The organism is Acinetobacter sp. 226-1, assembly GCF_030329325.1.
GTDB classification, from domain to species: domain Bacteria; phylum Pseudomonadota; class Gammaproteobacteria; order Pseudomonadales; family Moraxellaceae; genus Acinetobacter; species Acinetobacter sichuanensis.
In genome coordinates, this window is record NZ_JACANU010000002.1 from 330277 (window position 1) to 356245 (window position 25969).

Consider the following 25969-nt stretch of genomic DNA (forward strand, 5'->3'; position numbering starts at 1 on the left):
TTTTGACTTAAGCTAGACCGAGGTCAAGCACAAGCTGACGATTTGGCTCTGTATGGTTCATGGTATAGAAATGTAGACTTGGTGCGCCGCCTGCAATGAGACGTTCGCAAAGCTTAACAACAACTTCATGACCAAAGGCTTTGATTGAAGCTGTGTCATCACCATAGGTCGCCAGTTGTTTACGAATCCAGCGTGGAATTTCTGCACCTGTACCATCGGCAAAGCGAATTAGATTACTTGCATTGGTGATTGGCATAATGCCGGGTGCAACAGGAATATCTATACCTTCTTTTTGAATGCGATCTACAAAATAGAAATACGCATCTGGATTAAAGAAGAACTGTGTCAGTGCCGCATTCGCACCTGCACGAGCCTTGTCACAAAAGCGTTGAATATCTAAGTCAAAGCTGTCTGCTTGAGGATGCATTTCAGGATAAGCTGCCACTTCGATATGAAAGTGATCGCCTGAATGTTCGCGGATAAAACGTACCAGATCGGTTGCATAAGGTAATTCACCTAAGCCCACCTGACCAGAAGGTAAGTCACCACGCAGTGCAACAATACGGTCAATACCTTGTGATTTATATAAATCGAGCAATTCTGCAATTCGTTGTTTGCTGTCACCAATACAAGAAAGATGTGGAGCAACAGGCGTGCCTTTACCGTTAAAGTCATTCAGTGTGGACAATGTGCGTTCACGGGTTGAACCGCCTGCACCATAAGTCACAGAGAAAAATTCAGGATTCAGTAATTGCAACTCCTGATGTACAACTTTGAGTTTTTCTGCACCCGCATCGGTTTTGGTCGGGAAGAACTCAAAGGAAATTGGAACACGTTTGGTCATGGTTAAGTCCTTTTTTATAAATACTTTAATTTTTTCCCTCTCCCTGACCTCTCCCAGAGGGAGAGGAGAATTCATTGAAGAATGATGCAGGGAAAAAGCTAACTTTCTTCACATGATGAAAGGAAATTCATTGATGAAGGAGTTGCGTGGTCACCCTCTCCCTCAGGGAGAGGGATGGGGTGAGGGAAATTAAAAATTAATATTTATAAGCCTCAGCTTTAAACGGACCTTCAACAGCTACACCTAAGTAATCTGCTTGTACTTGAGTCAATTGAGTCAAGACACCACCAAAACCTGCAACCATTGCCGCAGCAACTTCTTCATCGAGTTTCTTAGGAATAAGTTCAACACGGATCGCTGCTTGTTTTTGATCTTCAGGAAGATCAGCAAATTTCTCAGCAAACAAGTGCATTTGACCTAAAACTTGGTTAGCAAATGAACCATCCATGATGCGTGATGGGTGACCTGTTGCATTACCAAGGTTCACTAAACGACCTTCAGATAAAAGAATTAAATAGTTATTTTCATCTTCTGAACGATACACTTGGTGAACTTGTGGCTTAACTTCAACCCATTTGTAACCACGTAAATAGTTCGTGTCGATTTCAGTATCAAAGTGACCGATGTTACAAACTACTGCACCAGCTTTTAAGCTATCTAACATTGCAGCATCACAAACGTGATAGTTACCAGTTGTTGTTACGATTAGGTCAGTGTTTTGAAGAAGATCAAGGTTAATGTCTTCTTTTTTTCCAGTTTGTACGCCATTTTTGTACGGAGCAACAACTTCGTAACCGTCCATGCATGCTTGCATAGCACAAATTGGATCAACTTCAGTGACACGTACAATCATGCCTTCTTGACGAAGAGATTGCGCAGAACCTTTACCCACGTCACCATAACCGATCACAAGCGCACGACGACCAGATAAAAGCATATCTGTACCACGTTTGATTGCATCATTCAGAGAGTGGCGGCAACCGTATTTATTGTCATTTTTAGACTTAGTTACAGAGTCATTTACGTTGATCGCAGGAACTTTTAAAGTACCATCACGGTGCATTTCATACAGACGTTGAACACCTGTTGTTGTTTCTTCTGTAATACCGTGGATTTTTGCAATCACTTCAGGATATTTTTCATGAACAAGTGCAGTTAAGTCACCGCCATCGTCCAAAATCATGTTGGCATCCCAAGGTGTACCATTCACGTTAACTTGCTGTTCTAAACACCAAACGTATTCTTCTTCAGTTTCGCCTTTCCAAGCAAATACAGGAATACCCGCAGCAGCAATCGCAGCAGCAGCATGGTCTTGTGTAGAGAAGATGTTACAAGATGTCCAACGAACTTCTGCGCCTAACTCAACCAGTGTTTCAATAAGAACAGCAGTTTGAATAGTCATGTGGATACAGCCAAGAATTTTTGCACCTGCAAGTGGTTTTGCAGCAGCATAACGCTTACGAAGCCCCATTAAAGCTGGCATTTCTGCTTCAGCAAGTTTGATTTCTTTGCGACCATAGTCTGCAAGTGAAATGTCAGCAACTTTATAATCTGTAAATGAAGCATTAACCGCGTTCATCACGATCTCCTTAATAAAAATAAAAATTGATCAGTATGTTCGCGGATGCCGTTGTTGGTATATCTGAATAGAATACCGATGGTCGAGCCTAGCGATCTTACATTTAGTGCCTGTAAGAAAGTCGCAGCATCCCTCGACTGTGGCGTATTGTACTTGGAAATTGGTTTGATTCCAATGTGATCTTGTTGCTTTATTCATCGAGCTGTACCTCAATGCCTAATTTTGTAAGGTGAGATTAGATCGCTTCTTCTATTCTTTGAAATAACAATGTTCGTTCTGTTAAATGATGTCTTTCATTATATTTTTTTTGAATTAAACGCTCAGTTTAATCTTGAAGATTTTTGAGTAGAATGAATCAGCTCATTGAAAAATATATTCAATGAGCTTGCTACTTTTATTCCGCTGCTTTTACTTTTTCCGCCCAAAAATCCGCTTTTCCATCATTCACATCTACACCCAAACCATGTTCATAAATAGCAACAAGGTCACGCATGGCTTGTATTTCGCCAAGTTTAGCGGCTTGCTCTAGCATTTCGATTGATTTAACGACATTTTTTTCTACGACATCCCCACGGCGGTAAAAATTGGCTAATTCAAAAATGGCAGCAGGGTGATGGTGTTTCACAGCTTGTTCTAACCAACGATGTGCATGTTCAAAGTAGGCTTTCGCTTCTTCAGGATCTTCTTCTAGCATATCTTTTGCATAGACTGCATAGCCTTCACCCAACCAGTACATCGCTTCTACATGACCCAGTTGTGCTGCTTTGAGTGCCCATTCTTCTGCTAATTCAACATGTTCATCTTTGTCACTTTGCATATAAATTTCAGCAAGTTCAAATTGAGCATTACGGTTGCCAGCCATCGCACGGTTATATAGTTCAGTTGAAATAGGGAGGTCAGACATATTCAAAAATCCAAAGCATCAGAGCGTTATAACCTAAAAGGTTACCACAAAAAAGCCAATCCGAAGATTGGCAGTCATCACAAAGGCATCTGAAACAATCAGAGCAAGTAAAGTAAACCACTGATTATAGAAAGTAGCAGACATATTCGCATAAGTTTTTTAATTTTTTCAGGAAAATAACTGAGCATTAACCCAACAAAAAGCGCAGAAAAAGTCAGCACACCGACCCAATAGCTCATCATATTGCTCATTTGCCCTTGAGAAATACAAATTCCTAAGGTGATCAATAAAATCAACCAACCGATACAGCGTGCAAAACGAGTTTTAGATGTATCTAACTCGGTCAAATAGATCTGCTTTTGATGTTTTGACATTGAACTTGCTAAAGCAAAAAAGCCAAGATTAGACAAAGACCAAATGCTGAGAAAGAAAATCATGCTTCATTCTCCTGTACTTTATGCGCTATTTTGGCTTTTTTGCTCGGTAAACCTTGGTGTTTTTTCACTTTATAAAAACTATAAGCAAAGAGTGCAGCAAGTACCCACATTGCAATATCAAAACTTGCAATCATCCATAAACCTTGTGGGATGGACTGCCAAAGTGCTGCGCCACCTGTTGCAAAATTAATGATAGGTAATAGTGCAAATGCAAGCGTTGCCAACATTAATAATTCTAACCATGCTTGGCGATGCGGGCGTAGTGCTGCATAGATTAAGGTCAGCAGCCAGATGATAAAGAACGTACGAATTTCCCAATTTAAGCGTAATTCTATTTCTGTCGGAATAAAACGGTTCGCATAAAAATATGCAGCACAGGCAATCGGTAAGCCAATAATTGCTGCAATATTTGTGACTTCAACAACACGATAACCAAAAGATTTATAACCCTGTTTTTGTTGCTGTGGCGCACGTTTGACACACCATAAAATCAGTCCTGTAGCGACCATCATTGTGCCTACAATGCCTGAGAAAAATAACAGCCAACGTAAAGCATAATCAACACCACGTGCTTCATGTAGTACAGTTGTGACATTATAAATCCCTGTTGGAATAGAAGGATTGAGTAGTTTTGCACTGTCATTTGTGATGTTCTGACCTGTCACGCCATTAAATTCTAAACTGGCATAAATGTTACGATGTGCCACGCTTTCGCCATGTAAAGCACGTAATTCAATTTTGGCTTTGTTGGTATTAGGGTTGATGATATTAATGCTTGCAATCGGATTGTCTTTCCATTTGGCTTGTGTTGCAGTAATGATCGGTGCAAGATCAGCCAATGGCGCAGATTGAGGCGCTTGGCGTTGACGACCTTCACTGCGCTCACCACGAGAGGCTCTTTCACCACGTGTTTGTTGGTTTTCACCATTTTCAGGACGTTCGCCGCGTGCTTGTTGGTTTTCACCTTCAGGATGTTCACTACGTGCTTGTGGATTTTCACCATTCGTAGGGCGTTCGCCACGTTCGGTATTATTTTGCTGTACTAAAGAGCGGCTTTGATCTTGTAGGAATTGTCCACGATTTTCATAGAGTTGATTGACCCCCCACGGCATAATGGTAAATAACAGCAGCAATAAGCCACTAAAAGTAATCATAATATGGAAGGGAAGCGCAAAAACTGCTGTGGCATTATGTGCATCAAGCCAAGAGCGTTGTCCTTTACCTGAACGAAAGGTAAAGAAATCTTTAAAGATTTTTTTATGTGTGATAATTCCACTGACAATTGCAACAAGCATCATCATCGTCGCAATACCGACAATCCAACGCGCCCATGTACGTGGTAAACCATAAAGCTCAAAATGAAAACGATACAAGAAACTACCGCCACGTGTATCACGTGCAGTTAAAACTTCACCTGTCTGGCTATCAATACTCACGCGTTCACCACCACGACGTGCACGGGGGTCTTCACCTTGTTTACGAATGGTTAAGGTTGTGACATTTTGTCGTGAATTTGGCAGTTGGATCGACCAACTCCCTGCTTCAGCATGATTTTTTTGTAGATAATTTAAAGCGACTTGCGTATTTTGAATTTGTGATTGGTTGGGTATGGATTGATGAAATTCAGGTTTCATCCATGCACTAATTTCCGATTGAAAAAAACTGAGCGTTCCAGTCAAAAAAATAGCGTAAAGTAACCAACCTAAAATTAAACTTGCCCATGTATGTAACCATGACATTGATTGGCGAGGGCTTTCAATTTTTTCATCAGTTCTCATTTTAGTTGCCCAAACCTTTATAAATTAAAAATAAAATGAGAATGGGTAGGAAAATACCTAAAGTGGCTTTTAATGTTTTATTCACCATAAAAACCCAAATAAACACAGCACAATGCAGACTAAATGCAATCAAAGTAGCAGCCATAGCAGCACTTGAACGATACTCCGCAAAAGTTTGTGCGATGAGTATTGCTGATAAAGAAGCAAGAATGTAGCCGCCTAAAATTGCCAAGATAAAACGATAAAAAATCATGATTCGATATGTGAATAATGACTGAGTTTTAGTGCTTTTTTTTACTTTTTCGGATGGCGAAATAAGAGGGGGAGATTTTTGCATCTCAAGATTGGCGCTAGACATACATATTGATCATAGGGTTAATATTAATGCAAATGATAACAATTATTATTAAAATTTAAAACAAGAGAAATCAAAAGCCTAAACAAATATAGATTTTTTAAAATTAAATCAGGTGAATATCGTGATTATTGAACGCAGAATGTAGATTTATAATATGTTTGATCAATCAGCATAAGGCTAGATTGTAACTAGCCTTATACTTTTATTTTTATTCAGTTTTTTGGTATTCATTAATCACTTCAAGTGCTGCACGAAAAGCTTCTTGAGTCGCAGGTGCGCCACAATAAGGTAGGCTATGCAATAAAACTTCTTGGATTTCTGCGACAGTCGCACCATTATTTAATGCACCACGCACATGACCTTTTAATTAAGTTGGGCTTTTTTGAGCAGTTAAAAATGCAATGGTAATGAGAGAGCGATATTTACGTGGTAAAACATCTTCGCGTTGCCAAGTTGAACCCCATGCGTGTTCATTGATCCAATCTTGTAAAGGTTGTGTGAAAGGTACGGTATTTTCTTGTGCGCGTTTTACAAAGCTTTCGCCCATAACTTCTGTGCGGACTTTTAAGCCATTTTCATAATCTTGTTGTGACATTGATCTTGATCCTGATCATTCAATATTATGTGTTATAGCCTAAAGCTTTTTAGCAAGAAAACCATAGGCGGAACGTCTAAGTTTAGAAAAGTATTACGCCCAAGTGCTGTAAAAATTAAAATCTTTCAATCAATATTGAGCAATTCTGTCTTGCAGATGTACTTTTTAGTGATATTAAGTATTTTTTATTTTACTGACCATTCGTGATACACCTCGAAATTCTGCAATGATTTCATTGTGTTGGTTTGTCAGCGTAATATCATAAATTTCAGAGCGACCACTAGGTGCTTTAAATATCGCTTTTGCAGTTAATGTATCACCAACATTTCCAGGTTTTAAATAGCTAATCGTACAATGTTGTCCAACGGCTGTTGTTTCAGAATTACAGGCAACCGCAAACGCACCATCTGCAAGTGTAAAGATAATACCACCATGACAAGTTCCATATCCTTGTGTATGGTCAGTGGTAATGGTTAAGGAGAGCTGTGCTGTTTTATGTGAATAGTGATCAAGATGAACACCTAAATTTTGCATTACAGCATCATTTTCAAAAACGTTTTTTTGTAAATCCTGTGTCATTTTAAAATTCCTTTATTGATACTTAATTATTTTAAAATATAAAATAATGTATCATGAATATCATTTTGATGATGCTAAGACAAGATGAATACAGCGTAAAACTGTGATTATTTTTAAGAACTGAGTTAGACTTTATATAAAAATATAAACTTATGCAGCGTAGAAAATTAAAAAAGCCCACATATGTGAGCTTCATTAAAACTTAAAACTTAAAACTTAAAACTTAACGACCATTACGTCCGCGACCGCGAGGTGCTTTAGTATTTGGACGTGTCGTACCGTTGGTTTTACGCTTTGGTTTTTCACTGTCATCCATTTGCCAGATCCGCTTTGTCCCTGACTTTTTCACAGAACCATCTTTATTCTTACGAACCATCGGTTTACCACCTGTACCACCCGGTTTTTTCACATAAGAACGAGAACGATAAGGTTCTTCCGCAGGTATATTTTGGAAGTCTGGATATAAAAGTGGTTCAATCTCTTTGGTTTCACCAGGCTCAAGCGCCATTTGCACCAAATCAATTGCACCAATTTTAGTACGAATTAAACGTAAAGTTGGAAAACCCACAGCCGAAGTCATACGACGAACCTGACGGTTTCGCCCTTCACAAATTGAAATTTCAATCCAGGACGTTGGAATATTGGCACGGAAACGTACAGGAGGATCACGCTCCCATAACCATTCAGGTTGTGCAACTTTGTCAGCTTTGGCAGGCAAAGTTATACCATCTTTAAGTTCAACGCCTTTACGCAATTGTTCTAAAGCTTCTTCAGTCACATCACCATCGACTTGAACCAAATAGGTTTTAAACTTTTTATTGGCAGGATTGGTAATAAATTGGTTTAAGCCACCATGATCGGTTAAAAAAACCAATCCTTCTGAGTCCATATCCAGACGACCCGCAATACGTAATGTTGGATCAGCGACAAAGTCTGAGATCGTCATATGTGCTTCGTCTTTACGAAATTGGGAGAGGACGTCATAGGGCTTGTTTAGAATGACAATTTTCATCTTAAGCTACTAATATCATGAGAAATAAAATAAATCGAGTACGGTATAAGCCGTTCAGTTAAGCAAAATAATTGGCTAAATTCCTAAAAATCTCCCCTAACCCCTCTTTGAAAAGAGGGGAACTTCCACTCACTAAAGTCATTTTTAGTCATGAAAAGTTCCCTGCTTTGAAAAAGTAGAGTTGGGAAGGATTAAAAATGCTTAAATGATTGGCATTAGTTCAGTGACCCGTTTTAACAAAGGTGGGGCAGGCATCAAAATAAAAAGCCCGCAGGATTGAGAGCGATTATAACAGAATTAAATTTTATGCTCTGCAACTTTATGCTTTGCATTCATCAACAGTCAGTAAGATGTGTTGAAACATGTGGATTGAGTTCAGACAATGTAAAAGCATGTCGCTTATTCAATTAAGAAATGTAGTTATTCCTGATATAAATCTCAAAAACATGCAAATTCGATTAATCTCTAAGAGATAGGGAAAGATGCAAAATCTCTTTTTATTACTGTAAATTTTTAAAAATCGCCAATTATAACAACAGGGAGATCCTGAAAAATGGGTTATCAAAAGATCGTTGTACCTGCGGACGGCAGCAAAATTACCGTAAATGCAGATCTGTCACTCAATGTTCCGAATCATCCTATTATTCCTTTTATTGAAGGAGATGGTATTGGTGTGGATATTACACCGGCAATGAAAGCCGTGGTCGATGCTGCGGTACAAAAAGCCTATAGTGGCAAACGTTCGATTGAATGGATGGAAGTGTATTGTGGCGAAAAAGCCAATAAAATTTATGGCACTTATATGCCCGAAGAAACCTTTGAGGTTTTGCGTGAATATGTCATTTCAATCAAAGGTCCATTAACCACACCTGTAGGCGGTGGTATTCGCTCTTTAAATGTCGCATTAAGACAGGAACTTGACCTGTATGTCTGTGTACGTCCTGTACGTTGGTTTGAGGGAGTGCCTTCACCATTGTTGCATCCTGAGCTGACTGATATGGTCATTTTCCGTGAAAATTCCGAAGATATTTATGCAGGAATTGAGTGGAAAGCTGACTCGCCTGAAGCGAAAAAAGTCATCAAATTTTTAAAAGAGGAAATGGGTGTTACTAAAATCCGCTTTGAGGAAAATTGTGGTATTGGAATTAAACCTGTTTCCAAAGAAGGTACACAGCGATTGGTGCGTAAAGCCATTCAATTTGCCATAGATAATGATAAACCTTCAGTCACTTTGGTGCATAAAGGCAATATCATGAAATATACCGAAGGCGCATTTAAAGAGTGGGGTTATGAACTTGCGCTTGAGCGTTTTGGGGGTGAATTATTGGATGGTGGTCCTTGGGTGAAAATCAAAAATCCAAAAACAGGTCAGGACATTGTTATTAAAGATGTGATTGCTGATGCATTCCTGCAACAAATTTTAATGCGCCCTGCGGATTATTCTGTGATTGCCACCTTAAACTTAAATGGAGATTATATTTCTGATGCTTTGGCTGCTGAAGTAGGTGGTATTGGCATTGCACCGGGTGCCAATATTGGCGGGGCAATTTCGGTTTATGAAGCGACACATGGCACAGCACCTAAATATGCAGGACAGGATAAGGTGAACCCCGGTTCGATTATTCTTTCTGCGGAAATGATGCTGCGTGATATGGGGTGGACTGAGGCAGCAGATTTGATTATTAAGGGTATTTCGGCTGCCATTGAAGCTAAAACAGTGACTTATGATTTTGAACGTTTAATGAAAGGTGCAAAATTATTACGTTGTTCTGAATTTGCTCAAGCCATTATTATGCATATGGACAGTTAATTCATAACATCGATTGCAATACAATATAAAAGAAGCTCATAGAACTGATGGGCTTTTTTTATATTGTTGGTTTTGTAAACTTAAAGATTAGACAAAAAATGATAAATGAATTTTATAAGACATTGATTTCACTTCGTGTTCCAGCACGTTGGAGTATTGCAAAGAATCATTTAATTCAAGTTCCCTTAGATGTGATCAATGCTTTGAATGAAGAGGATCTATTTGAGATTATTGAGTTTTATCTTAGCTATAATGTTTTTTTGGCAGAGTGTATTTGGACAAAACAATATAAAGTGACATTGTGGGTCAGTTCGTATCCGCGATATGAACACGATAAAATTGTGGATTTAAGTTATGAAATTGACCTTTATGTGATCAATGAAGGAATTACAAGTAAAAAGCGTAGCCAGGTTATTTTCTCAAAAGTGTTGGAAATAGCAACTTTTGAGCAATTACAGGCAAGTTTAAATATTTTAATGTTCAATACTACCTATGGCTTTGATGCGTGTTTGAAAAAGGGATTATTCTCAGATTTATTATTGGATCTTGATCCTCAAATCGTACAGACAGATGATCGACAAGATTAGTTTTATGGTGAATTTTTAAAATCGCATGGGAGACGCTTATAAAGCATGATGTATGATTTTATGTTTGAACAAAATTTTAGAAGTTTTGTTTATATCGGAAAATTTCAGTTTAATGCTGTAAATTTACATAGAGTGAGATTTTATAATATCCATTTTATAGGGTTTACATGGTTTAAAACCAATTTTCGTGGTGCTTTTTTTATAAAATGTCATTTTGAACATTGTTATTTTATAGAAACCAATATGATTACATTGATTATTCATCAATCCCGTATCGAAAATTGTACTTTTAAGTCTTGTAACATGAAATATATGCAAATTTCTAAGACTGAATTTGTGAATTGTCAGATTAATTCTCAGTTAAGTCTGGATTTTATCTAGGAAATTTTTTAAAAAAAATTAAAATATCAGCCTGATAAGCGTTTATGTATGTCCAATAGCGTATTAACTTGGATGATATTAAAGCGGCTTTGCTCGCAGGCTATAAACAAAAAATTGTAATGTACCGACCATTAACACAGCAGCAGCAAGTATAAATTGTTGATGATAATTTACTCCAAAATGTTGTAAAGCACTAAAACATAAACCACCGACTAATTGTGTAAGCGCAAACGCCAAGGTCGCTATACTCCAAAGTTTTTTATACGCCACGCCATAAAGCTGCATAATGGTAAATGAGGTTAAAAAAACTACAGCAGGGTTGAGTAAACCTGTAAAAAATGAAGATATATAAGTAAAAATAGGGTTTAAATCTAAAATGGCAATAATAATTGCTACAACATACAAGCTATATAAGATTTTAAGTGCCGTAAAATGCCCAAAAATCCGTGCGAATACATAAGCACTAATTGCACCCAAAGCACTCCCTGAACCATATAAAATCCAATTAAAATTAATATGATATAAATCAAGAGCCAAAGTGTTTTTTAAATAATCAATCCAAAATAAAGAGTGCGGCACATAGGCAAATGCACTACAGGCATAAACCAGTAATAAGCTAAAATACATGCCATCCATCACATTGTTTTGTTGGAGTGGCATTTGAATATTATTGATATGATTTTTAAAAATATTAAGCAAATATAAAAGAATGAGACAAATAATAAATGAAAAAGCAAATAAAATGAGCCATGCAGTTTGTGTTGAAATATGATCTAAATACGGCATAAATAAAGTTGCAATTAGGACACCAATCCCAATTCCACTAAAACCAATAAAGTTAATTTTTAAGCGATCTTCTACGGCACAACATTGCACTACAACACTCGGTGCAAGAATCATCAATAACCCACCACTGACACCTGAAATAATACGCCAAAAAACATACCAACTTGCAGGAAGCTCAGCAAAAGCACAACTGAGTAGACTTAAACTACCTGCAAATGCAGCATAGAGTAAGTATTTCGCCATACTCTGATTTTGTGGCAGCTTCATTGCAAAAAAAGCCCCAATCAAATAACCAAGAAGATTGGCACTGCCTAACATACTGGCAAAGTGAGCTGTCCATTCATAACTTTCACGTGTTGAAGGAAGAAGAGCTGTATAAGAAAAACGCAATAAACCAATGCCCAAACATGTACTTAAGCAGAGAAAAAGACTCAGTTTAATTTTGCTTATTGACATGATTTGATTACTCAATTTTTTATCATCTGTTTTAATCATGAGTCTTACACTAAATTGCTGCTTAAAACTTGGCAAGTTATTTTGATTATTTATTTGAGGAATATCTAAACCGTGATGATTTATGTTTTTTTTCAAATGAAAAAGACACTTATATGGAAAATATAAAGAGTGCTACAGTCATTTGAGTTTGGTTTGAATGTTATACACTTATATATTTTATTTTTAGAAATACTTATCATTTTTTTAGATATAAGCAAGAAGTATTTGATTTATCAATTTATTATAATTTGGGTGAAAATTCGCCATTTATACATAAAAATGCTAAATAACAAGGAATTCCACTGAATTAGAATATAATAAAAGCAGTGTAAAAAATTGGAAATTGAATGAATTATCCGCTCATTTTGAATATTTTGATATTCGCAGGTTTAATTCTGATCTTGATGCAAACCCGAAAAACGAACTGGAGTCTTGCTAAAAAAGTTTTCGCAGGCTTATGTTTAGGTGTGGGATTTGGTTTAGGTTTACATCTTGTTTATAGCGCACAGCCAGAAATATTAACTGAATCTATTCAATGGTTTAATATCGTAGGTAATGGTTATGTAAAACTATTACAAATGGTGGTTATGCCATTGGTATTTATTTCTATTCTGAGTGCTGTGATTAAACTTCATGATGCAAGTTCATTGGGTAAAATTAGTATTTTTAGTATAGGAACCTTACTATTTACGACTTTGATTGCCGCATTGGTTGGTGTATTTGTAACGAATTTATTTGGTTTAAGTGCAGCAGGACTGGTTCAAGGAACGCAAGAAACAGAACGTTTAGCAAAGTTAAATTCTGATTATGTCGGTAAAGTAACCGATTTAAATGTTCCAGATTTTATTTTATCTTTTGTTCCTACAAACCCTTTTGCTGAATTAACAGGTGCAAATCCAACTTCTATTATTAGTGTTGTAATTTTTGCGACATTTTTAGGTCTTGCTGGTATTCAATTGATTAAAGAGAATGCTGAAAAAGGGCAGCGTATTGTAACAGCCATTGAAACTTTACAAGCTTGGGTGATGAAGCTAGTTCGTTTGGTTATGTTACTTACACCTTATGGTGTTTTTGCATTGATCACAAAAGTTGTTGCGAGTTCTAAACTGGTAGACATTATAAACCTTGGTGGTTTTTTAGTGGCTTCTTATGTTGGTCTTGCCATTATGTTTATGGTGCATGCCATCATTTTGGCTTTGACAGGTGTCAACCCAATTCGCTTTTTTAAAAAAGTTTTACCTGTGCTGACCTTTGCTTTTACCAGTCGTTCAAGTGCCGCAAGTATACCTTTGAATATTGAAGCGCAAACTCGTCGTTTAGGTGTACCTGAGTCAATTGCCAGTTTTTCAGCTTCGTTTGGTACAACCATTGGTCAAAATGGCTGTGCTGGTTTATATCCTGCGATGCTTGCTGTTATGGTTGCTCCAACAGTTGGAATTAATCCACTAGATCCTGTTTGGATTTTAACATTGGCATGTATTGTCACTCTGAGTTCGATAGGTGTAGCAGGTGTCGGTGGTGGCGCAACCTTTGCTGCTCTTATTGTTTTACCTATTATGGGATTACCTGTAACTTTAGTGGCATTGTTAATTTCAATTGAACCTTTGATTGATATGGGGCGTACAGCCTTAAATGTGGATGGATCCATGACTGCGGGCATGGTCACTAGTCAATTAATGGGGCAAACTGATCAAGCTATTTTACAGTCAGAACAATATGAAGAATTACAGCAGCGCTAAGCTTTGCTGAGCATTTTTATTTAAAAGCATTATGGTCACATAATGCTTTTTTTGTATCTGGTTAAAAATAAAAAGTGTATCTGTTTTTCAAGCAATGGTTTTGGCTAAAATACCCATGAATGAGGAGATTAAACATGAAAATGTATCAGGTTGATGCTTTTACCCAACAATTATTTAAGGGTAATCCTGCGGCTGTATTGGTTCTAGATGAGTGGCTGGACGATGCCCTCATGCAGAAAATTGCCTTGGAAAATAATTTGGCTGAAACTGCATTTGTCAAAAAAATGGATGCGGAAAACTATGCAATCCGTTGGTTTACCCCAATTTTGGAGGTGGATTTCTGTGGACATGCAACTTTGGCATCAGCTTTTGTTTTATTTGAACATTATACAGCGGCAACCACACTGCAATTTCATGTTGAAAATTTAGGTATTTTTATTATTCAGCGCAATGAAAATGGAATGATTCACATGAATTTTCCAATTCGTAGAGCTGAACCTTTGCTGAATTATCCTGAACTGTTAAATCAGGTGATTGATCAGCCTTTTGAAGAGGTTTATATCAATCCGCAAGCTTTTATTTTGGTATTAAAGTCAGCACAAGCGGTTCAAGATGCTATTCCAAATTTAGATGCAATTCAGAAACTTGCAGCATCCTATAAAATCTCGACCGCAATCACTGCCAAAGAAGATCAATTGGATCTGACCATCACGGCAGCTTCTTCAAAATATGATTATATTGCACGTTATTTTGCACCACATAAAGGCATTGATGAAGACCCTGTGACAGGTTCCATGCATACAGGATTGGCACCGTTATGGGCTGAAAAACTCAGTAAAGATCAACTGATTGCTTATCAGGCTTCTGCACGAGGCGGAGAGTTATATTGTAAAATTCTGAATGATCAACGTATTGAAATTTCAGGTTATGCGCAGTTGTATATGGTGGCTGAACTTTCTCTGTAAATTCTGCATTGTATCTTAAAAAATAATGTTAGCATGCTGAAGACTTTCTTGAGGGAAAGTCTTTTTGAGTGACATTTTAAGGCTGATGTGGATGCTTCAACTTTTGTATCATTTTGCTTTGCTCATTCAAATCAGTATTTAAATCTATAACTTTAATATTCACCTGAAAATAACAGCTATATTGTGTGATTTATGCATCAACAAAATTTAAGACAATTGGCATTGGCTCATCAAAAATTAATCCCAGACGCTACGGAATATATCGGAAAGTCAGGAACATTGAGCATGATTCAACACTTGGGTTATGTGCAAATTGATACCATTTCCGTTGTAGAGCGGGCACATCATCATGTGTTATGGAATCGTGTGCAGGATTATCAGCAAGATCATTTGAATCATTTGGTGAAAGATCAACAAATTTTTGAATATTGGGCACATGCCGCAGCATATTTACCCATGCGTGATTATCGTTTTGCTTTAATCCAGATGAATGCAGTCCGACGTGGTGAAAGCCGTTATTTTAATCGTGGTGAGCCCCAGTTAATGACTGAAATCATGGCGCAAATCACAGCAGAAGGTCCACTCAAATTACGTGATTTGGAACTTCGGCATCGTCAGGTTGCTGGACAAGGATGGAAGTCAAGTGCAGGAAGACGTGCACTTGAGCAGTTATTTATGCAAGGTGATCTGATGATTTGTCAGCGTCAGGGCATGGAAAAAATTTATGATCTGACAGCACGATGTTTACCCGCAGATCTCGATTTAAGCGAACCTGATCTGCAACAATATGCACAATATTTATTTGATCAGACGCTACGGGCACATGGTATTTTCAGTTTAAAACAGCTCTTGCACTTAAAAACGGGTCAGTCACTACAAAAGGCGATGCGTCAAATTATTGATGAACAGCTTCAGCTTGGCACTATTACACCTATTCAACAGGCAAAAGGGCAGCTTTTATATGTCGACACGCAGGCTTTGACGCATACGCTACAGCCACAAGTACAGCTTAAAATTCTATCTCCTTTTGATAATGTACTGATCCATCGTGAACGCTTAGAGCAGATTTTTGCGATGGATTATCGGTTGGAGTGCTATTTACCTGCCGAGCAGCGTCGTTTTGGGTATTTTTGCTTGCCTGTTTTATATGCTGATCAACTGGTAGGGCGGATGGATTGTAAAGCACATCGGGGAGAAAAAATTCTGCAACTGTGCAGTTTTCATTTACAGGATGAAGCCAAATCATGGCTAGATCAGGATCAGTTTTATTTTCTACTGATGCAGGAACTGGAAAGGTTTGCAGCATTTAACCAATGCAATGTGGTGGATACGACTGAAATAAAATTTTTACAAAAATGGCAGTCCTGATTTTTTAAATGTGATTGAACAGTAAAAAGTTTCAAAAATTAACTATTTATTGCAGTCTTTCTTAAGCTAAGCTGTTTACAATTTTTTAAAATTTATCCAAAAAATCTGGAATTTCTATGTTAATGCGGTTGAAAAAACTCACTTTATCTCTTTGTTTAATGGGCGTCGGGATAGCGGCTTTTGCCCAACCTGTTTTGGTTAAATCTGAACATAATATTGAAGAATATACCTTAGAAAATGGTTTTCGTATCTTATTAGCACCGAATGAGAAAGAGAGTAAAGTCTTTGTTAATACAGTATATTTTACAGGTTCTTTGAATGATCCAAAAGGAAAAGGAGGCTTAGCACATTTACTAGAACATCTTGCTTTTAAAGGAACAAAAAATGTTCAAGGCGAAGAATTTCAACGTCGACTTGATCGTTATACTTTAATGACGAATGCGAGCACAGATTATTATTCAACAAAATATACCAATATTGTACGTCCTGAAGCGAATGCTTTAAATGAAATTATTTATTTAGAAGCAGAACGGATGGATCAGTTGGTTTTACAAGAAAAATATGTACCTTCTGAAATTAATATTGTCATGCGTGAGCGTGAAGTCAGAATGGATCAGCCATTTGCTGTACTCATGGATCAAATGTGGAAAGCAGCTTATGGTAATCAATTCTTAGGACGTTTGCCGATTGGTGATTTACCTGAGTTACAATCCATTAAAATGAATGAACTGAACAAGTTCTATAAAGACTGGTACGCACCCAATAATGCGGTTATGGTCATTTCAGGAAAGTTTGATAAAGCTGAGGTTTTAAAGCAAATTGATCAAAACTTTAGTGCCATTCCAAAACGTGCATTACCAACACAAGCACAAGTTCCCTTATTAGATTCAGCAACTGTAAAAAATCGCCAATTTATTGTAAAAAAAGGCAGCGATTTAGCAAAATTTAATATTTATATGAATGGGAAAAATGAAGCAATTCAACCCGTTTTAGCATTAACACCTTATTTATATACATTGCAGCCAAGTGGTCATTTATATTCCAGTATGGTTGAAACAGGTATAGCAACGAATGTGCAATCAACAACTTGGTTAGATGATGATTTTAATCTGATTTTAATGGGGGCAATTTATGCACCTACACATGATGCAAAACGTATTGATCAAGCCTTAATCTCAGGTGTAGAACAAAACCCAGCATTTAATGAAGTTGAGTTAAAACGTGTTAAAAATCTCTTAAAAAATGCACAAGATAATCTATTGAGTAGTGCATCAGCAGTCGGCTCAATGTTGAGTGATTATGTTGTATCATCACATGGTGATTGGACACAATATTTTAAAGACCAACAAAAAATACAAGCTTTAACAGTTGCAGAAACCAATCAAACCTTAAAAACATTTTTAACGTCACCACATCGTTTTAGTGGGGATATACAGCCTACTCCTGAAGATCAAAAGAAAGCACTTGAGCAAAAACAGTCTACGGAGTCTAATAAAACATTAGATCAGCAGACCATTGCTGAAGAGCCACTAAAGTCAGCAGATGAATATAAAAAAGAAGTAGCGCAGTATGTTGATGTTTCAAAACAGCTTTTGCAAAAATCTGAGCAAAAAATTCAACGTGGTCAACTCAAAAATGGAATGCAATATGCACTATTTCCAACGACCACTCGTGATGATAAAACCTATGCAACCTTGAATGTGGAGTTCGGTACAGCACAGTCTTTATTCAATAAAGATGAGATTATTGAATTTACTTCTTATTTGTTATTACGTGCTTCAGATCAATATAGTTTGCAAGATATTGCAGATAAAACGATAGAAGCAGGTGGTTCAGCCAGTGCAGTTGCAAATGGCAATGGGATGCAAATCCAAATTTCTGCGAAAAAAGATAAGTTTGATGACTTTTTTCAGTATATTTTAGCTGTGATGAAAAAGCCAAAGTTCGAACAATCACAGTTTGATTTAATCAAGTTACAAAGTTTAGCGACTTTAGATCGTCCTTATACCGAGCCTGAAACTGTAGCTGCATTAACCATTTCTCGTTTGCTAGAGACTTATCAAGCAGGTGATTTGCGTTATCACTATGAACCAGAGTTGGCAAAACAGCAAATTAAGTCAATGACGAATCAGCAAGTGAAAGATTTATATCAGAAATTTTTTGCAATGGATCATGCACAAATTGCCATTACAGGACAATATGATGCTAAACATATTCAAAAGTTACTTCAATCACAGTTAGGAAATTGGAAAAGTAAAGAAAAATATGAGCGTTTAAGCTCTGGTTTTGAAGCATATAAAGCACAAAAAGTTCATGCGCTTTCAGAGCAACGAGAGTTTGGTAATTATCAAAGTATTTTGACGATTCCTGTTGGGGCATATCATGTGGATGCACCTGCATTAATTGTATTAGATAATATTTTAGGTGATTCACAATTATCTTCTCGTTTAGGTAAGGAATTGCGTGAAAAGAATGCTTTAGTTTATGGTTTTGGTAGTCAATTGGATCTAGATGACGTTGTTGAGTCTGGTGCAATCAAGATAGAAGCCAACTATACTGCGGGAAAATCAGCCCAAGTTTCACAAGTCATTCATCAAGTATTAACTGAATTATTAAGCAATGGCATAACGGAACAAGAGCTTGAAGCAGCAAAAGCCAGAATCATGAAAAAACGTGTTACTTCACTTGAAGATGATCGTATTATTCATCGTATGTTAGTTTCCCAAATGCAAAATAAACGTAACTTATTGGATCGAGCACAACGTGATCAAGAGTTTGCAAAATTGACCAAAGCAGATGTAGATGCTGTGATTAAGAAATATATTGATCTGAATCAGTTGGTTGAGGTAATGGCAGATCAATATGGTACGGCACAGAAACCATAATTTTTTGTAATCACATATTTTGATCAATTGTTTTTATTTTAATGATCTGTAAAAGAATAAAAAAGCCTTGTACTTGACAGGGCTTTTTTCATTTTTAGGTCTGTAAATTAGTGTTGATGATGGTCATGGTCATGCTTATGTGTGTGAAATTCTTCATTTTTACGGAAGCGTAAATAGTTCTCGAATTGTTCACAATATTCGTCATAATTGTCTTCTAACATCATTTGAAACTGTTGAAGTACATAAGACATCACTTGCTCTTTGGCATCACGCATTTCGTTGCCATCTTTAAACGTATTGGCTGCAACCCATGTATTAAAACGAGCTGTGGCAAATAACATGGCTGCACTGACCTGACCACGTAACTCATTTGGATCAGGTTTTTGACCTTTTGGTGGGCGGCAAAATTCATTGGCTTGTTTGATGAACTCATCGGCACGCTCAAAAAAAACGGCATTTAACGCTTCTTCTTCAGTGACATCCGCAGCATCGATTTTTTGAGACATGAATATTTCCACAACGATTACATAAATATTCTCATATTATAGGCAATCTCGCCTTTAAACGAAATGCTTAACTTCATCCTGTGGTGGATTCATATATTCTTCAAAGTTATTTGCATATTCTTCAAAATTATCTTCTAACATAACTTTATATTGCTCTAAAAAATACTGCAAAATTTGCTCTTTGTTGGCTTGCATATCTTCAGCTTTGTCATAACCACATGCAGTCAACCAAATGTCAAAACGTGCATTGGCATACATCAGTGAAGCACTGACTTTTGCAGCAGATTGAGCGAATTGTTCAGCATCATCTGTCGTGTCTGCAAGCTCATTTGCAAGTGCAATAAATTCATCTGCACGTTGATAAAATTGTTCATCTGGTGCAGATTCGTTTTGGTCTAATAAGCCATCAAAATTATTTGAATTGTTTGACATTTAAAATCTCTCAATATCTTGTATGTATATTTAAACTATAGCATACTTAAAATAGCCTAAGTATAAAATTAAACAATTTAAGAGGTGTATATGCAAGATGCTATTGCGGTACAAAGTTTAAAAAGTGATATTGCCTTATTGCGTCAAAATATTTGGCCGCCAACAGATTTAGCAAATGTTGAAGGTCTACCTATTTATTATGGTTCAAAACAACAAGTTGCCGAATATTATCATCAGTGGACAGGGTTGATTGAACGTGCGCAAGACTTATTTCAACCCTTTATGGAAGATGAGGTTTTAGATGCTGTCCATCTACCTAGCCACTTAAATTTACCCTTATTTTTCTTTCATGTAGATCGTATTCGTATTAATAAAACACGAGCAAAAGAATCTAAAACTTTTCGTGGTTTAGCCAGTTTGATGGATAAATGTGGTCAGTTTGAGCCTGAACAAGTTTTAGCCATGAAACATTGGTTAAATAGCGATGATACCGCAGCCTTAGTGGCACATCGTGAGTTTATTGATTTAAGAACGTATATTTTTCAACATGGTCAAAGTGAATATACACGTACTCGTTTTTATGTGAATGGTTTAGTATTAAGCACAGAAGAGCATTTTGAATTGATTGATGCACGTGATAAGCCACGTAAGCAACGAAATGACAGTTATAGTGATCCTTTAGCAGATAACCAAACTTGGAAAATATTTGGGAAATATCGTTAATCGCATTTTCCCAAATAAAATCTAAAATATTGTAAAAATTAAGATTATTTACTTCCAAAAAGGTACAGCTTGAGAAAGATGGCGTAACTCTTGGGCTGATTGTGCTAATAAATCATGCTTTCGTGCAGCAATCCAACCTAGAGCAAATAATGCTTTAGGTTCATGTTCTGAGATGCTTTTAAAAATATTTTCAGCAACAAATAAATCATTATATAAACCTAAAGCTTCTTGTGCAGGTTTCAGTGCTTTTAAATATTCTTTTACCTTTTCAGTAGGATAGAGCGATGCGATAAACTCAATGCTATAACGTAGACGTTTTAAGCGTTTACGAACACGGTGTTGGTCATCTATTGCTAATTCTAAAAAATTAAATGAATTGTTGATAATATTCTGATGTAATTTTTCAATATCTTTTCTAAATTGTTTTTTCAGATTGAGAGAAAGTGGCTCACTATGCTGTGTATGGACAAACTGCATCAAAGTTAAGATAAGAGCGTGAAAATTAAACGACTTAAACACATCATCTAGTTTATTTTTATCTATATTTTTGTGTTTTTTCAATGTTATGTTGGGTGAGCAATCAGCTAAAATTTGCGGTAAAATTGTACTTTTAACCATATCAAGATCACGTTGATGACCCAGTTGGCGGAAAAGTTCGGCAAGTTGTTGTTCCCATGTCGGATCAAGATGAGATGACCAATGCGCAAAAGTTTTGAGTGCACTGCGTAACCTACGGATCGCAACACGAGCTTGATGTACATGTTCCTCAGTAAAGTAGCCTGAGGCAATGGCAGAACTGTTCGGCAAAAGATGCTGTAAAGTATGTTGTACAATCTTTTTAATGGCTTGTTCAGGTGAGCTTTTTGGGTCTAATTGAAATGGTGTTTGAAATTGAGCAGGGATGTTCTGACTGAGTAAATCATCATAATGTGTTTTAGCTTGTGTATTTAAATATAAGGCATAACGTTTAATGCGAGGCAGAACAAAAGAAATAAAATCCTGAATATTACCTTTTTTTAACTTAAATGTTATTTCAGAAAACTCTCGTTTTTGTTGCTGAGAATAAACAAGACCTTGATCAAAATACACTTCAATGAGGCTTTTTTGAAAATTAAATGAGGTGATAAAGCGTTCAATATCTATGCTAAATTTCACATACAGTTCAGATGAAAGATCATTTAATAATTTTTGAGTATTTTTGCTGATGCTTTTATGATGGTTTTTATTACCAAAATTTTTAAACTCGAAATTGTTGGGGGCTGTTGTTCCTAAATTGATTTGAAATTGGGGGGGTGCCAGTTGTTCTACATTGGATAAATGTAGTATTTGTATCCATTGACCATTTTCTAAACGTTGTTGTAATCCAATACCTTGTGTAGATAAAGGGCATTTATCATGATCAAAGTATTGAGTATGTATAGTGGATTTATCACACTTTCTTCTTTGTAATGCTTTGAGAAAGGCATCTTTTTTATCATTTTTGATTTGAAATTTGAGTTCTATTTCAAACATGGTCTAACATCCTGTTATAGAAACTTTTTCTTATATTAGAACAATATAAATTTAAAACCTAGTACATAATTGGATACGTTTAAATATTAAGATAAATTGAATCACTGTTCACAATAAATACATGGAAGCATTTGATCTGCCATGATTAGAATAAGAATAAATTGACTAAAAAATAGATAAAAATAGGTTTTGGATGAGTATAAAAGTTTTAAAAAATTATCAAACTATTTGGAAAATTGTCAAAAATCGTTATCCCAGACCAATACAAGATATGCTGATTTTAGGTCTATTCTTGATGATTCACACGTTACTTTCAGTTGCAGTGCCTTATATTTTAAAAGAAATTGTTGATCAGTCTCATACGAAAAATGTTGTAACATTTGACCAGTTATTTACATGGAAAAATCTCTACATTTTAGCAACAGCCTACGCTTTAGGATGGTTGCTGATGAATGTGTTAAATCATGCAGCGAATTTCTTAAGTGCAAGATTAATGACTAAATTTAAAATTGCACTTTTACATGGTGGGGTCAAACAATTTTTTGAGGCGACATTTGCGGAACAGAAAAAAATTGAATTGGGGGTTTATCAAACTGATATTTTACGTGGAGCTAGCTCATTTGGTACGATTACCTACGTTATTTTATTTGTATTAGTTCCTATTTTATTCCAAATTTTAAGTATGGTTTGGGTGCTTGCACACGCTATTGAATTAGCTTATGCCTTATATTTTATGTTATTCGCCGTGATCACTTTTGCATTGAACATATATTTTACTGCAAAGGGAAATGATATTTTTACTGCAATGTATAATGCGCAAAATCAGGTCGGTCAGTTTTTAGTTGAAAAAATTCAAACAAATTATGATATTAAGGTTAATGGTGCACAGCAATATGAAATGAATTTATACGAAAAGCGTTTAGAACATTATAAAGATGAGATTTTAAGTAGCCATAAAAAACTTGCTGGTTTAATGGTTATACAAGTTTTATTCGTGGGTTTTTTTCTTTTATCATTTATGTTGTTGACAGTTTATCTGTTCAGTCAAAAGCAAGTGACTTCAGGTGATTTTGTCCTCATTAGTACATATATTATTGCATTAACCATGCCTTTATTAATGGTGTCACAAAGTATTATTCATTTGAAAGGTGATTTTATTGCCATCGAAAAATTTGAACAATATTTTCATTTAATGACAGATCAACTCAGTTCTGAAGTTATTATTGATCAGCCTATTTTCTATGCGTTTAAACAAGCCGAATTTTACTTAGGTAAAAACCTAATTACAGATTTTGACTTTGTCATAGAACAAGGGAAGAACTATATTGCGATTGGGCAAACAGGTATAGGAAAAACGAGTTTTATCAACTATTTAATTGGCTTAGAAAAGATAAAAGCAGGGCAATTGTTTTATAAAAATGTGGAAATCAGTCAACAATTCTCTGAAAATATTTTTAAAGAAATTGCAGTCGTGAGTCAAATGCCTGTAGTGTACTCGGGAACATTTAGAGAAAACTTAGTTCATAATAGTCATTATACATATACCGATGATGAGCTTTATGATTATTTAGAACGGTTTAATTTATTGAATTTAATAAATAAAAATAATTTAGCTTTAGATGATAATATTAAACATGTTTATAAAAGTTTTTCAGGTGGCGAAAAGCAGCGTATTAGTATTATTCGAGCACTACTTAAAAAACCACAATTATTAATTATGGATGAGCCAACAGCCGCATTAGATGAACAAACAAGTATGGCATTAATGAAATTTATTCAAAGCCAAGTAAAAACAACTTTTATCATTTCACATGCAAATTTTGCCCAACAATATGCAGATGAAGTCATTAATTTTGATACTTTAATTCAAAAAAGTGCTATTCAAAAAACTGATTTAGAACTATGAGGTTTTTAAATATCACTAAAAATAACTAAGTAAAACTTGATGTTTGTTACTCAATAAGGTGACCACAATATATCAATGTCTTGATCACCTGATAACATAATACAAAATAAACTTAAATGTAAAATATTGAATATATTATAGTTTAATCCTATTTTAGAAACTTTCGACTGATTAGAAATTGTTCAGTTGCTTCAAGTAGTTTTTCTGCATAAGCTTCTTGTTTTGCAGTTAACCAACCTAATGCAAACCAATCACTGGCTTCTAGTTCAGTTTGTTGTAAATAAGATGAAGATGATGCTAAAACTTGATATTGCTCAGATGCTTGCTGTGCATCGTTCAGTGATTTTCCATATTTTTGTAGATTTTTTACATCATAAATTTGGGTTAAAATCGGGAAGCTAAATTTTAGCTCATTCAGTCTTTGCGCTAAAAGTTCAAGACTTTCCAGATGATTTAAATCGGCTTGACTCAAAGCCTCTTGTAATAATTTATATTGATTTTGCAGCGTATTTTGTGCAAACCATTTTAAATCATGAGTGGATTGTTCAGCCTCTGCAAGGCTAAACATGAGTAATTCTAAATAATGCTGCACATTTTGTGTAGATTTAACTAAATTATTCAACTTTTCTTGTGCATATAGAATGTCTTTATCTAAGCTTTCAGCCGTTTTAGGGTTTTGTAGCAAAGCACCTAAAGTATTTTGCATGTGTTGAAAATGTTGTAAATTTTGAAAATGACTTTCAAATGCAGCAAGTTGATGTGCCCATTTTTCAGTTTTTACATGTGTCCAATCTTTAAATAAAGATAAACTGAGATGTAAATGGTGTAAGGCAAGCTGAGCTTGTTGAATGTGTTCTGCTTCAGCAACTTGTGCTGAAATTGCGGCAATATTTGGTAATAGATGTTGCATATGATTAGCAATCATCGTTCTTAAGCTTTTATCTGAACTATCTTTTTTGTTCAGGATCATATCTTTAGCGATATGAGCAGGGCTGACAGTTTGATTTAATGTCAATAAGTTACCAAATTCGGCTTTACTACGAACATCTAACCAAAGTTGATATTTTTTCACCCATTCAAAACTAAAAGCCAATAAAGATTGGATAGAACCATTTTTTAGTTCAAATTCAACTTCATGAATTTCATGACGTGCTGTTTGAGTACGCACTTCACCAATGTCTAAACTGACTTCAATTTCTGCATCTTCAAATGTAATGACTCGACACGTTCTTTGAATATCAGTTTCAAATTGCAATCGTAGCTGGTCAAATTGATCACCTAAAGCATTTTGCAGAATTTGATCAGCTTCGGAGTTTTTTGGATAGAGTGAAAGATCCAGTTGTGGTGCTTCAGCTAATTCACCTAAATTGTGATTTTCTTCAATACGTTGTAAATGGTTTTTAGTCGCAGCTTTAAGGGTTTGAACCCATGTTTTACCTTCTAAGCGTTGACGCAGTGCAGCACCGTGTGCCGCCAATTTTTTATCAGGTGTATCATAATACTTTGCTTGAAGTTGAATAATTTCAGACTTTTTAGGGTCAATGGCTTTGAGTAAAGCATTACGACGGCTTTCTGAAATCTGAAATTTCAATTCAACTTCAAGCATGGTGAAATCCTGAAAAATAGTAAAATTTGAATTTTAATGCGCTATTGTAGCCTAAAATATACTGTAAAATTGTTCGCTTTCTTGTCGATTCAAACTGCATTATCAGTATTTGTATGGGTCAAAGTTCATTTGGCTTTTAATTCGGCATCCATTAGAATAAAGCAATACAAAATAAATAAGGA

Annotated in this window: 22 protein-coding genes and 1 pseudogene; 9 read left to right on the plus strand and 14 right to left on the minus strand. The window is 35.8% G+C overall.

From position 1 onward, the window contains the following. Positions 1-7 precede the first annotated feature (7 nt). The 9 genes and pseudogenes from metF to HX124_RS05065 all read right to left on the minus strand — a co-directional run bounded on the left by metF (position 8) and on the right by HX124_RS05065 (position 8086). A complete protein-coding gene (metF, locus tag HX124_RS05025) occupies positions 8-844 on the minus strand; it encodes a methylenetetrahydrofolate reductase [NAD(P)H] (RefSeq protein ID WP_286382135.1) in 837 nt (278 codons plus the stop codon). A gap of 196 nt (positions 845-1040) precedes the next feature. Continuing rightward, the gene (gene ahcY, locus HX124_RS05030; RefSeq protein ID WP_107006478.1) at positions 1041-2423 is read right to left on the minus strand and encodes an adenosylhomocysteinase; all 1383 of its coding nucleotides are present in this window, start codon (positions 2421-2423) and stop codon (positions 1041-1043) included. A 394-nt stretch (positions 2424-2817) separates the two neighbouring features. Further along, positions 2818-3327 (minus strand): tetratricopeptide repeat protein, encoded by a 510-nt coding sequence (locus HX124_RS05035; protein WP_286382136.1) that lies wholly within the window; start codon positions 3325-3327, stop codon positions 2818-2820. 98 nt (positions 3328-3425) lie between these two features. Then, a complete protein-coding gene (locus HX124_RS05040; protein ID WP_286382137.1) occupies positions 3426-3764 on the minus strand; it encodes a DUF3325 domain-containing protein in 339 nt (112 codons plus the stop codon). Next, positions 3761-5542 carry a PepSY-associated TM helix domain-containing protein gene (locus HX124_RS05045; protein ID WP_286382138.1) on the minus strand — a complete coding sequence of 594 codons (1782 nt, stop codon included), beginning with the start codon at positions 5540-5542 and terminating at the stop codon, positions 3761-3763. Before HX124_RS05045 ends, HX124_RS05040 begins: the two co-directional genes overlap by 4 nt. Before the next feature lies 1 nt (position 5543). Beyond that, the gene (locus tag HX124_RS05050; protein WP_228198960.1) at positions 5544-5900 is read right to left on the minus strand and encodes a hypothetical protein; all 357 of its coding nucleotides are present in this window, start codon (positions 5898-5900) and stop codon (positions 5544-5546) included. A 208-nt stretch (positions 5901-6108) separates the two neighbouring features. Beyond that, a pseudogene (locus tag HX124_RS05055) lies at positions 6109-6495 on the minus strand (carboxymuconolactone decarboxylase family protein). A gap of 174 nt (positions 6496-6669) precedes the next feature. Beyond that, positions 6670-7074, minus strand: coding sequence for a hydroxyphenylacetyl-CoA thioesterase PaaI (gene paaI / locus HX124_RS05060; protein ID WP_286382139.1), 405 nt, complete (start codon positions 7072-7074; stop codon positions 6670-6672). 223 nt (positions 7075-7297) lie between these two features. Continuing rightward, the gene (locus tag HX124_RS05065; RefSeq protein WP_286382140.1) at positions 7298-8086 is read right to left on the minus strand and encodes an rRNA large subunit pseudouridine synthase E; all 789 of its coding nucleotides are present in this window, start codon (positions 8084-8086) and stop codon (positions 7298-7300) included. Positions 8087-8639: 553 nt separating this feature from the next. Here HX124_RS05065 and icd point away from each other — a divergent pair. From icd to HX124_RS18150, 3 genes are all read left to right on the plus strand, one after another. Further along, entirely contained in the window at positions 8640-9896 is a 1257-nt protein-coding gene (gene icd / locus HX124_RS05070; protein ID WP_286382141.1) for an NADP-dependent isocitrate dehydrogenase, read from the plus strand. A gap of 98 nt (positions 9897-9994) precedes the next feature. Beyond that, the gene (locus HX124_RS05075) at positions 9995-10483 is read left to right on the plus strand and encodes a hypothetical protein (protein ID WP_286382142.1); all 489 of its coding nucleotides are present in this window, start codon (positions 9995-9997) and stop codon (positions 10481-10483) included. Between the two features lie 60 nt (positions 10484-10543). Further along, entirely contained in the window at positions 10544-10864 is a 321-nt protein-coding gene (locus HX124_RS18150) for a pentapeptide repeat-containing protein (RefSeq protein WP_353619584.1), read from the plus strand. 78 nt (positions 10865-10942) lie between these two features. Here HX124_RS18150 and HX124_RS05080 read toward each other — a convergent pair whose 3' ends face one another. After that, complete coding sequence (locus HX124_RS05080) at positions 10943-12106, minus strand: YbfB/YjiJ family MFS transporter (RefSeq protein WP_286382143.1); 1164 nt, start codon at positions 12104-12106, stop codon at positions 10943-10945. Positions 12107-12492: 386 nt separating this feature from the next. On the opposite strand from HX124_RS05080, the gene HX124_RS05085 reads away from it, so the two are divergent. The 4 genes from HX124_RS05085 to HX124_RS05100 all read left to right on the plus strand — a co-directional run bounded on the left by HX124_RS05085 (position 12493) and on the right by HX124_RS05100 (position 19102). Then, positions 12493-13884: an L-cystine transporter gene (locus HX124_RS05085; protein WP_286382144.1), complete on the plus strand. Its 1392-nt coding sequence runs from the start codon at positions 12493-12495 to the stop codon at positions 13882-13884. Between the two features lie 134 nt (positions 13885-14018). Further along, complete coding sequence (locus HX124_RS05090; RefSeq protein ID WP_107006489.1) at positions 14019-14849, plus strand: PhzF family phenazine biosynthesis protein; 831 nt, start codon at positions 14019-14021, stop codon at positions 14847-14849. Positions 14850-15041: 192 nt separating this feature from the next. Further along, positions 15042-16217: a winged helix-turn-helix domain-containing protein gene (locus HX124_RS05095; protein WP_286382145.1), complete on the plus strand. Its 1176-nt coding sequence runs from the start codon at positions 15042-15044 to the stop codon at positions 16215-16217. Between the two features lie 116 nt (positions 16218-16333). Further along, positions 16334-19102: a M16 family metallopeptidase gene (locus HX124_RS05100; protein WP_286382146.1), complete on the plus strand. Its 2769-nt coding sequence runs from the start codon at positions 16334-16336 to the stop codon at positions 19100-19102. Between the two features lie 107 nt (positions 19103-19209). Here the strand turns inward: HX124_RS05100 and HX124_RS05105 are convergent, their stop codons facing one another. Further along, the gene (locus HX124_RS05105; protein ID WP_107006492.1) at positions 19210-19608 is read right to left on the minus strand and encodes a DUF3144 domain-containing protein; all 399 of its coding nucleotides are present in this window, start codon (positions 19606-19608) and stop codon (positions 19210-19212) included. A 54-nt stretch (positions 19609-19662) separates the two neighbouring features. Next, positions 19663-20040 (minus strand): DUF3144 domain-containing protein, encoded by a 378-nt coding sequence (locus tag HX124_RS05110; protein ID WP_107006493.1) that lies wholly within the window; start codon positions 20038-20040, stop codon positions 19663-19665. A 90-nt stretch (positions 20041-20130) separates the two neighbouring features. Here HX124_RS05110 and HX124_RS05115 point away from each other — a divergent pair, with 90 nt between their 5' ends. Beyond that, positions 20131-20763, plus strand: a complete 633-nt coding sequence (locus HX124_RS05115; RefSeq protein ID WP_107006494.1) for a hypothetical protein — start codon at positions 20131-20133, stop codon at positions 20761-20763. 48 nt (positions 20764-20811) lie between these two features. Here the strand turns inward: HX124_RS05115 and HX124_RS05120 are convergent, their stop codons facing one another. After that, a complete protein-coding gene (locus tag HX124_RS05120; protein ID WP_286382147.1) occupies positions 20812-22275 on the minus strand; it encodes a CHAD domain-containing protein in 1464 nt (487 codons plus the stop codon). 193 nt (positions 22276-22468) lie between these two features. Here HX124_RS05120 and HX124_RS05125 point away from each other — a divergent pair, with 193 nt between their 5' ends. Then, complete coding sequence (locus HX124_RS05125; RefSeq protein ID WP_286382148.1) at positions 22469-24181, plus strand: ATP-binding cassette domain-containing protein; 1713 nt, start codon at positions 22469-22471, stop codon at positions 24179-24181. A 148-nt stretch (positions 24182-24329) separates the two neighbouring features. Here the strand turns inward: HX124_RS05125 and HX124_RS05130 are convergent, their stop codons facing one another. Next, positions 24330-25787, minus strand: coding sequence for a CYTH domain-containing protein (locus HX124_RS05130; RefSeq protein WP_286382149.1), 1458 nt, complete (start codon positions 25785-25787; stop codon positions 24330-24332). Between the last annotated feature and the right edge of the window lie 182 nt (positions 25788-25969).

Bases quoted from the DNA above. Each gene is read 5' to 3' on its own strand.
- metF (WP_286382135.1), bottom strand. From the start codon at position 844: ATGACCAAACGTGTTCCAATTTCCTTTGAGTTCTTCCCGACCAAAACC.
- ahcY (WP_107006478.1), bottom strand. From the start codon at position 2,423: ATGAACGCGGTTAATGCTTCATTTACAGATTATAAAGTTGCTGACATT.
- HX124_RS05035 (WP_286382136.1), bottom strand. From the start codon at position 3,327: ATGTCTGACCTCCCTATTTCAACTGAACTATATAACCGTGCGATGGCT.
- HX124_RS05040 (WP_286382137.1), bottom strand. From the start codon at position 3,764: ATGATTTTCTTTCTCAGCATTTGGTCTTTGTCTAATCTTGGCTTTTTT.
- HX124_RS05045 (WP_286382138.1), bottom strand. From the start codon at position 5,542: ATGAGAACTGATGAAAAAATTGAAAGCCCTCGCCAATCAATGTCATGG.
- HX124_RS05050 (WP_228198960.1), bottom strand. From the start codon at position 5,900: ATGTCTAGCGCCAATCTTGAGATGCAAAAATCTCCCCCTCTTATTTCG.
- paaI (WP_286382139.1), bottom strand. From the start codon at position 7,074: ATGACACAGGATTTACAAAAAAACGTTTTTGAAAATGATGCTGTAATG.
- HX124_RS05065 (WP_286382140.1), bottom strand. From the start codon at position 8,086: ATGAAAATTGTCATTCTAAACAAGCCCTATGACGTCCTCTCCCAATTT.
- icd (WP_286382141.1), top strand. From the start codon at position 8,640: ATGGGTTATCAAAAGATCGTTGTACCTGCGGACGGCAGCAAAATTACC.
- HX124_RS05075 (WP_286382142.1), top strand. From the start codon at position 9,995: ATGATAAATGAATTTTATAAGACATTGATTTCACTTCGTGTTCCAGCA.
- HX124_RS18150 (WP_353619584.1), top strand. From the start codon at position 10,544: ATGTTTGAACAAAATTTTAGAAGTTTTGTTTATATCGGAAAATTTCAG.
- HX124_RS05080 (WP_286382143.1), bottom strand. From the start codon at position 12,106: ATGTCAATAAGCAAAATTAAACTGAGTCTTTTTCTCTGCTTAAGTACA.
- HX124_RS05085 (WP_286382144.1), top strand. From the start codon at position 12,493: ATGAATTATCCGCTCATTTTGAATATTTTGATATTCGCAGGTTTAATT.
- HX124_RS05090 (WP_107006489.1), top strand. From the start codon at position 14,019: ATGAAAATGTATCAGGTTGATGCTTTTACCCAACAATTATTTAAGGGT.
- HX124_RS05095 (WP_286382145.1), top strand. From the start codon at position 15,042: ATGCATCAACAAAATTTAAGACAATTGGCATTGGCTCATCAAAAATTA.
- HX124_RS05100 (WP_286382146.1), top strand. From the start codon at position 16,334: ATGTTAATGCGGTTGAAAAAACTCACTTTATCTCTTTGTTTAATGGGC.
- HX124_RS05105 (WP_107006492.1), bottom strand. From the start codon at position 19,608: ATGTCTCAAAAAATCGATGCTGCGGATGTCACTGAAGAAGAAGCGTTA.
- HX124_RS05110 (WP_107006493.1), bottom strand. From the start codon at position 20,040: ATGTCAAACAATTCAAATAATTTTGATGGCTTATTAGACCAAAACGAA.
- HX124_RS05115 (WP_107006494.1), top strand. From the start codon at position 20,131: ATGCAAGATGCTATTGCGGTACAAAGTTTAAAAAGTGATATTGCCTTA.
- HX124_RS05120 (WP_286382147.1), bottom strand. From the start codon at position 22,275: ATGTTTGAAATAGAACTCAAATTTCAAATCAAAAATGATAAAAAAGAT.
- HX124_RS05125 (WP_286382148.1), top strand. From the start codon at position 22,469: ATGAGTATAAAAGTTTTAAAAAATTATCAAACTATTTGGAAAATTGTC.
- HX124_RS05130 (WP_286382149.1), bottom strand. From the start codon at position 25,787: ATGCTTGAAGTTGAATTGAAATTTCAGATTTCAGAAAGCCGTCGTAAT.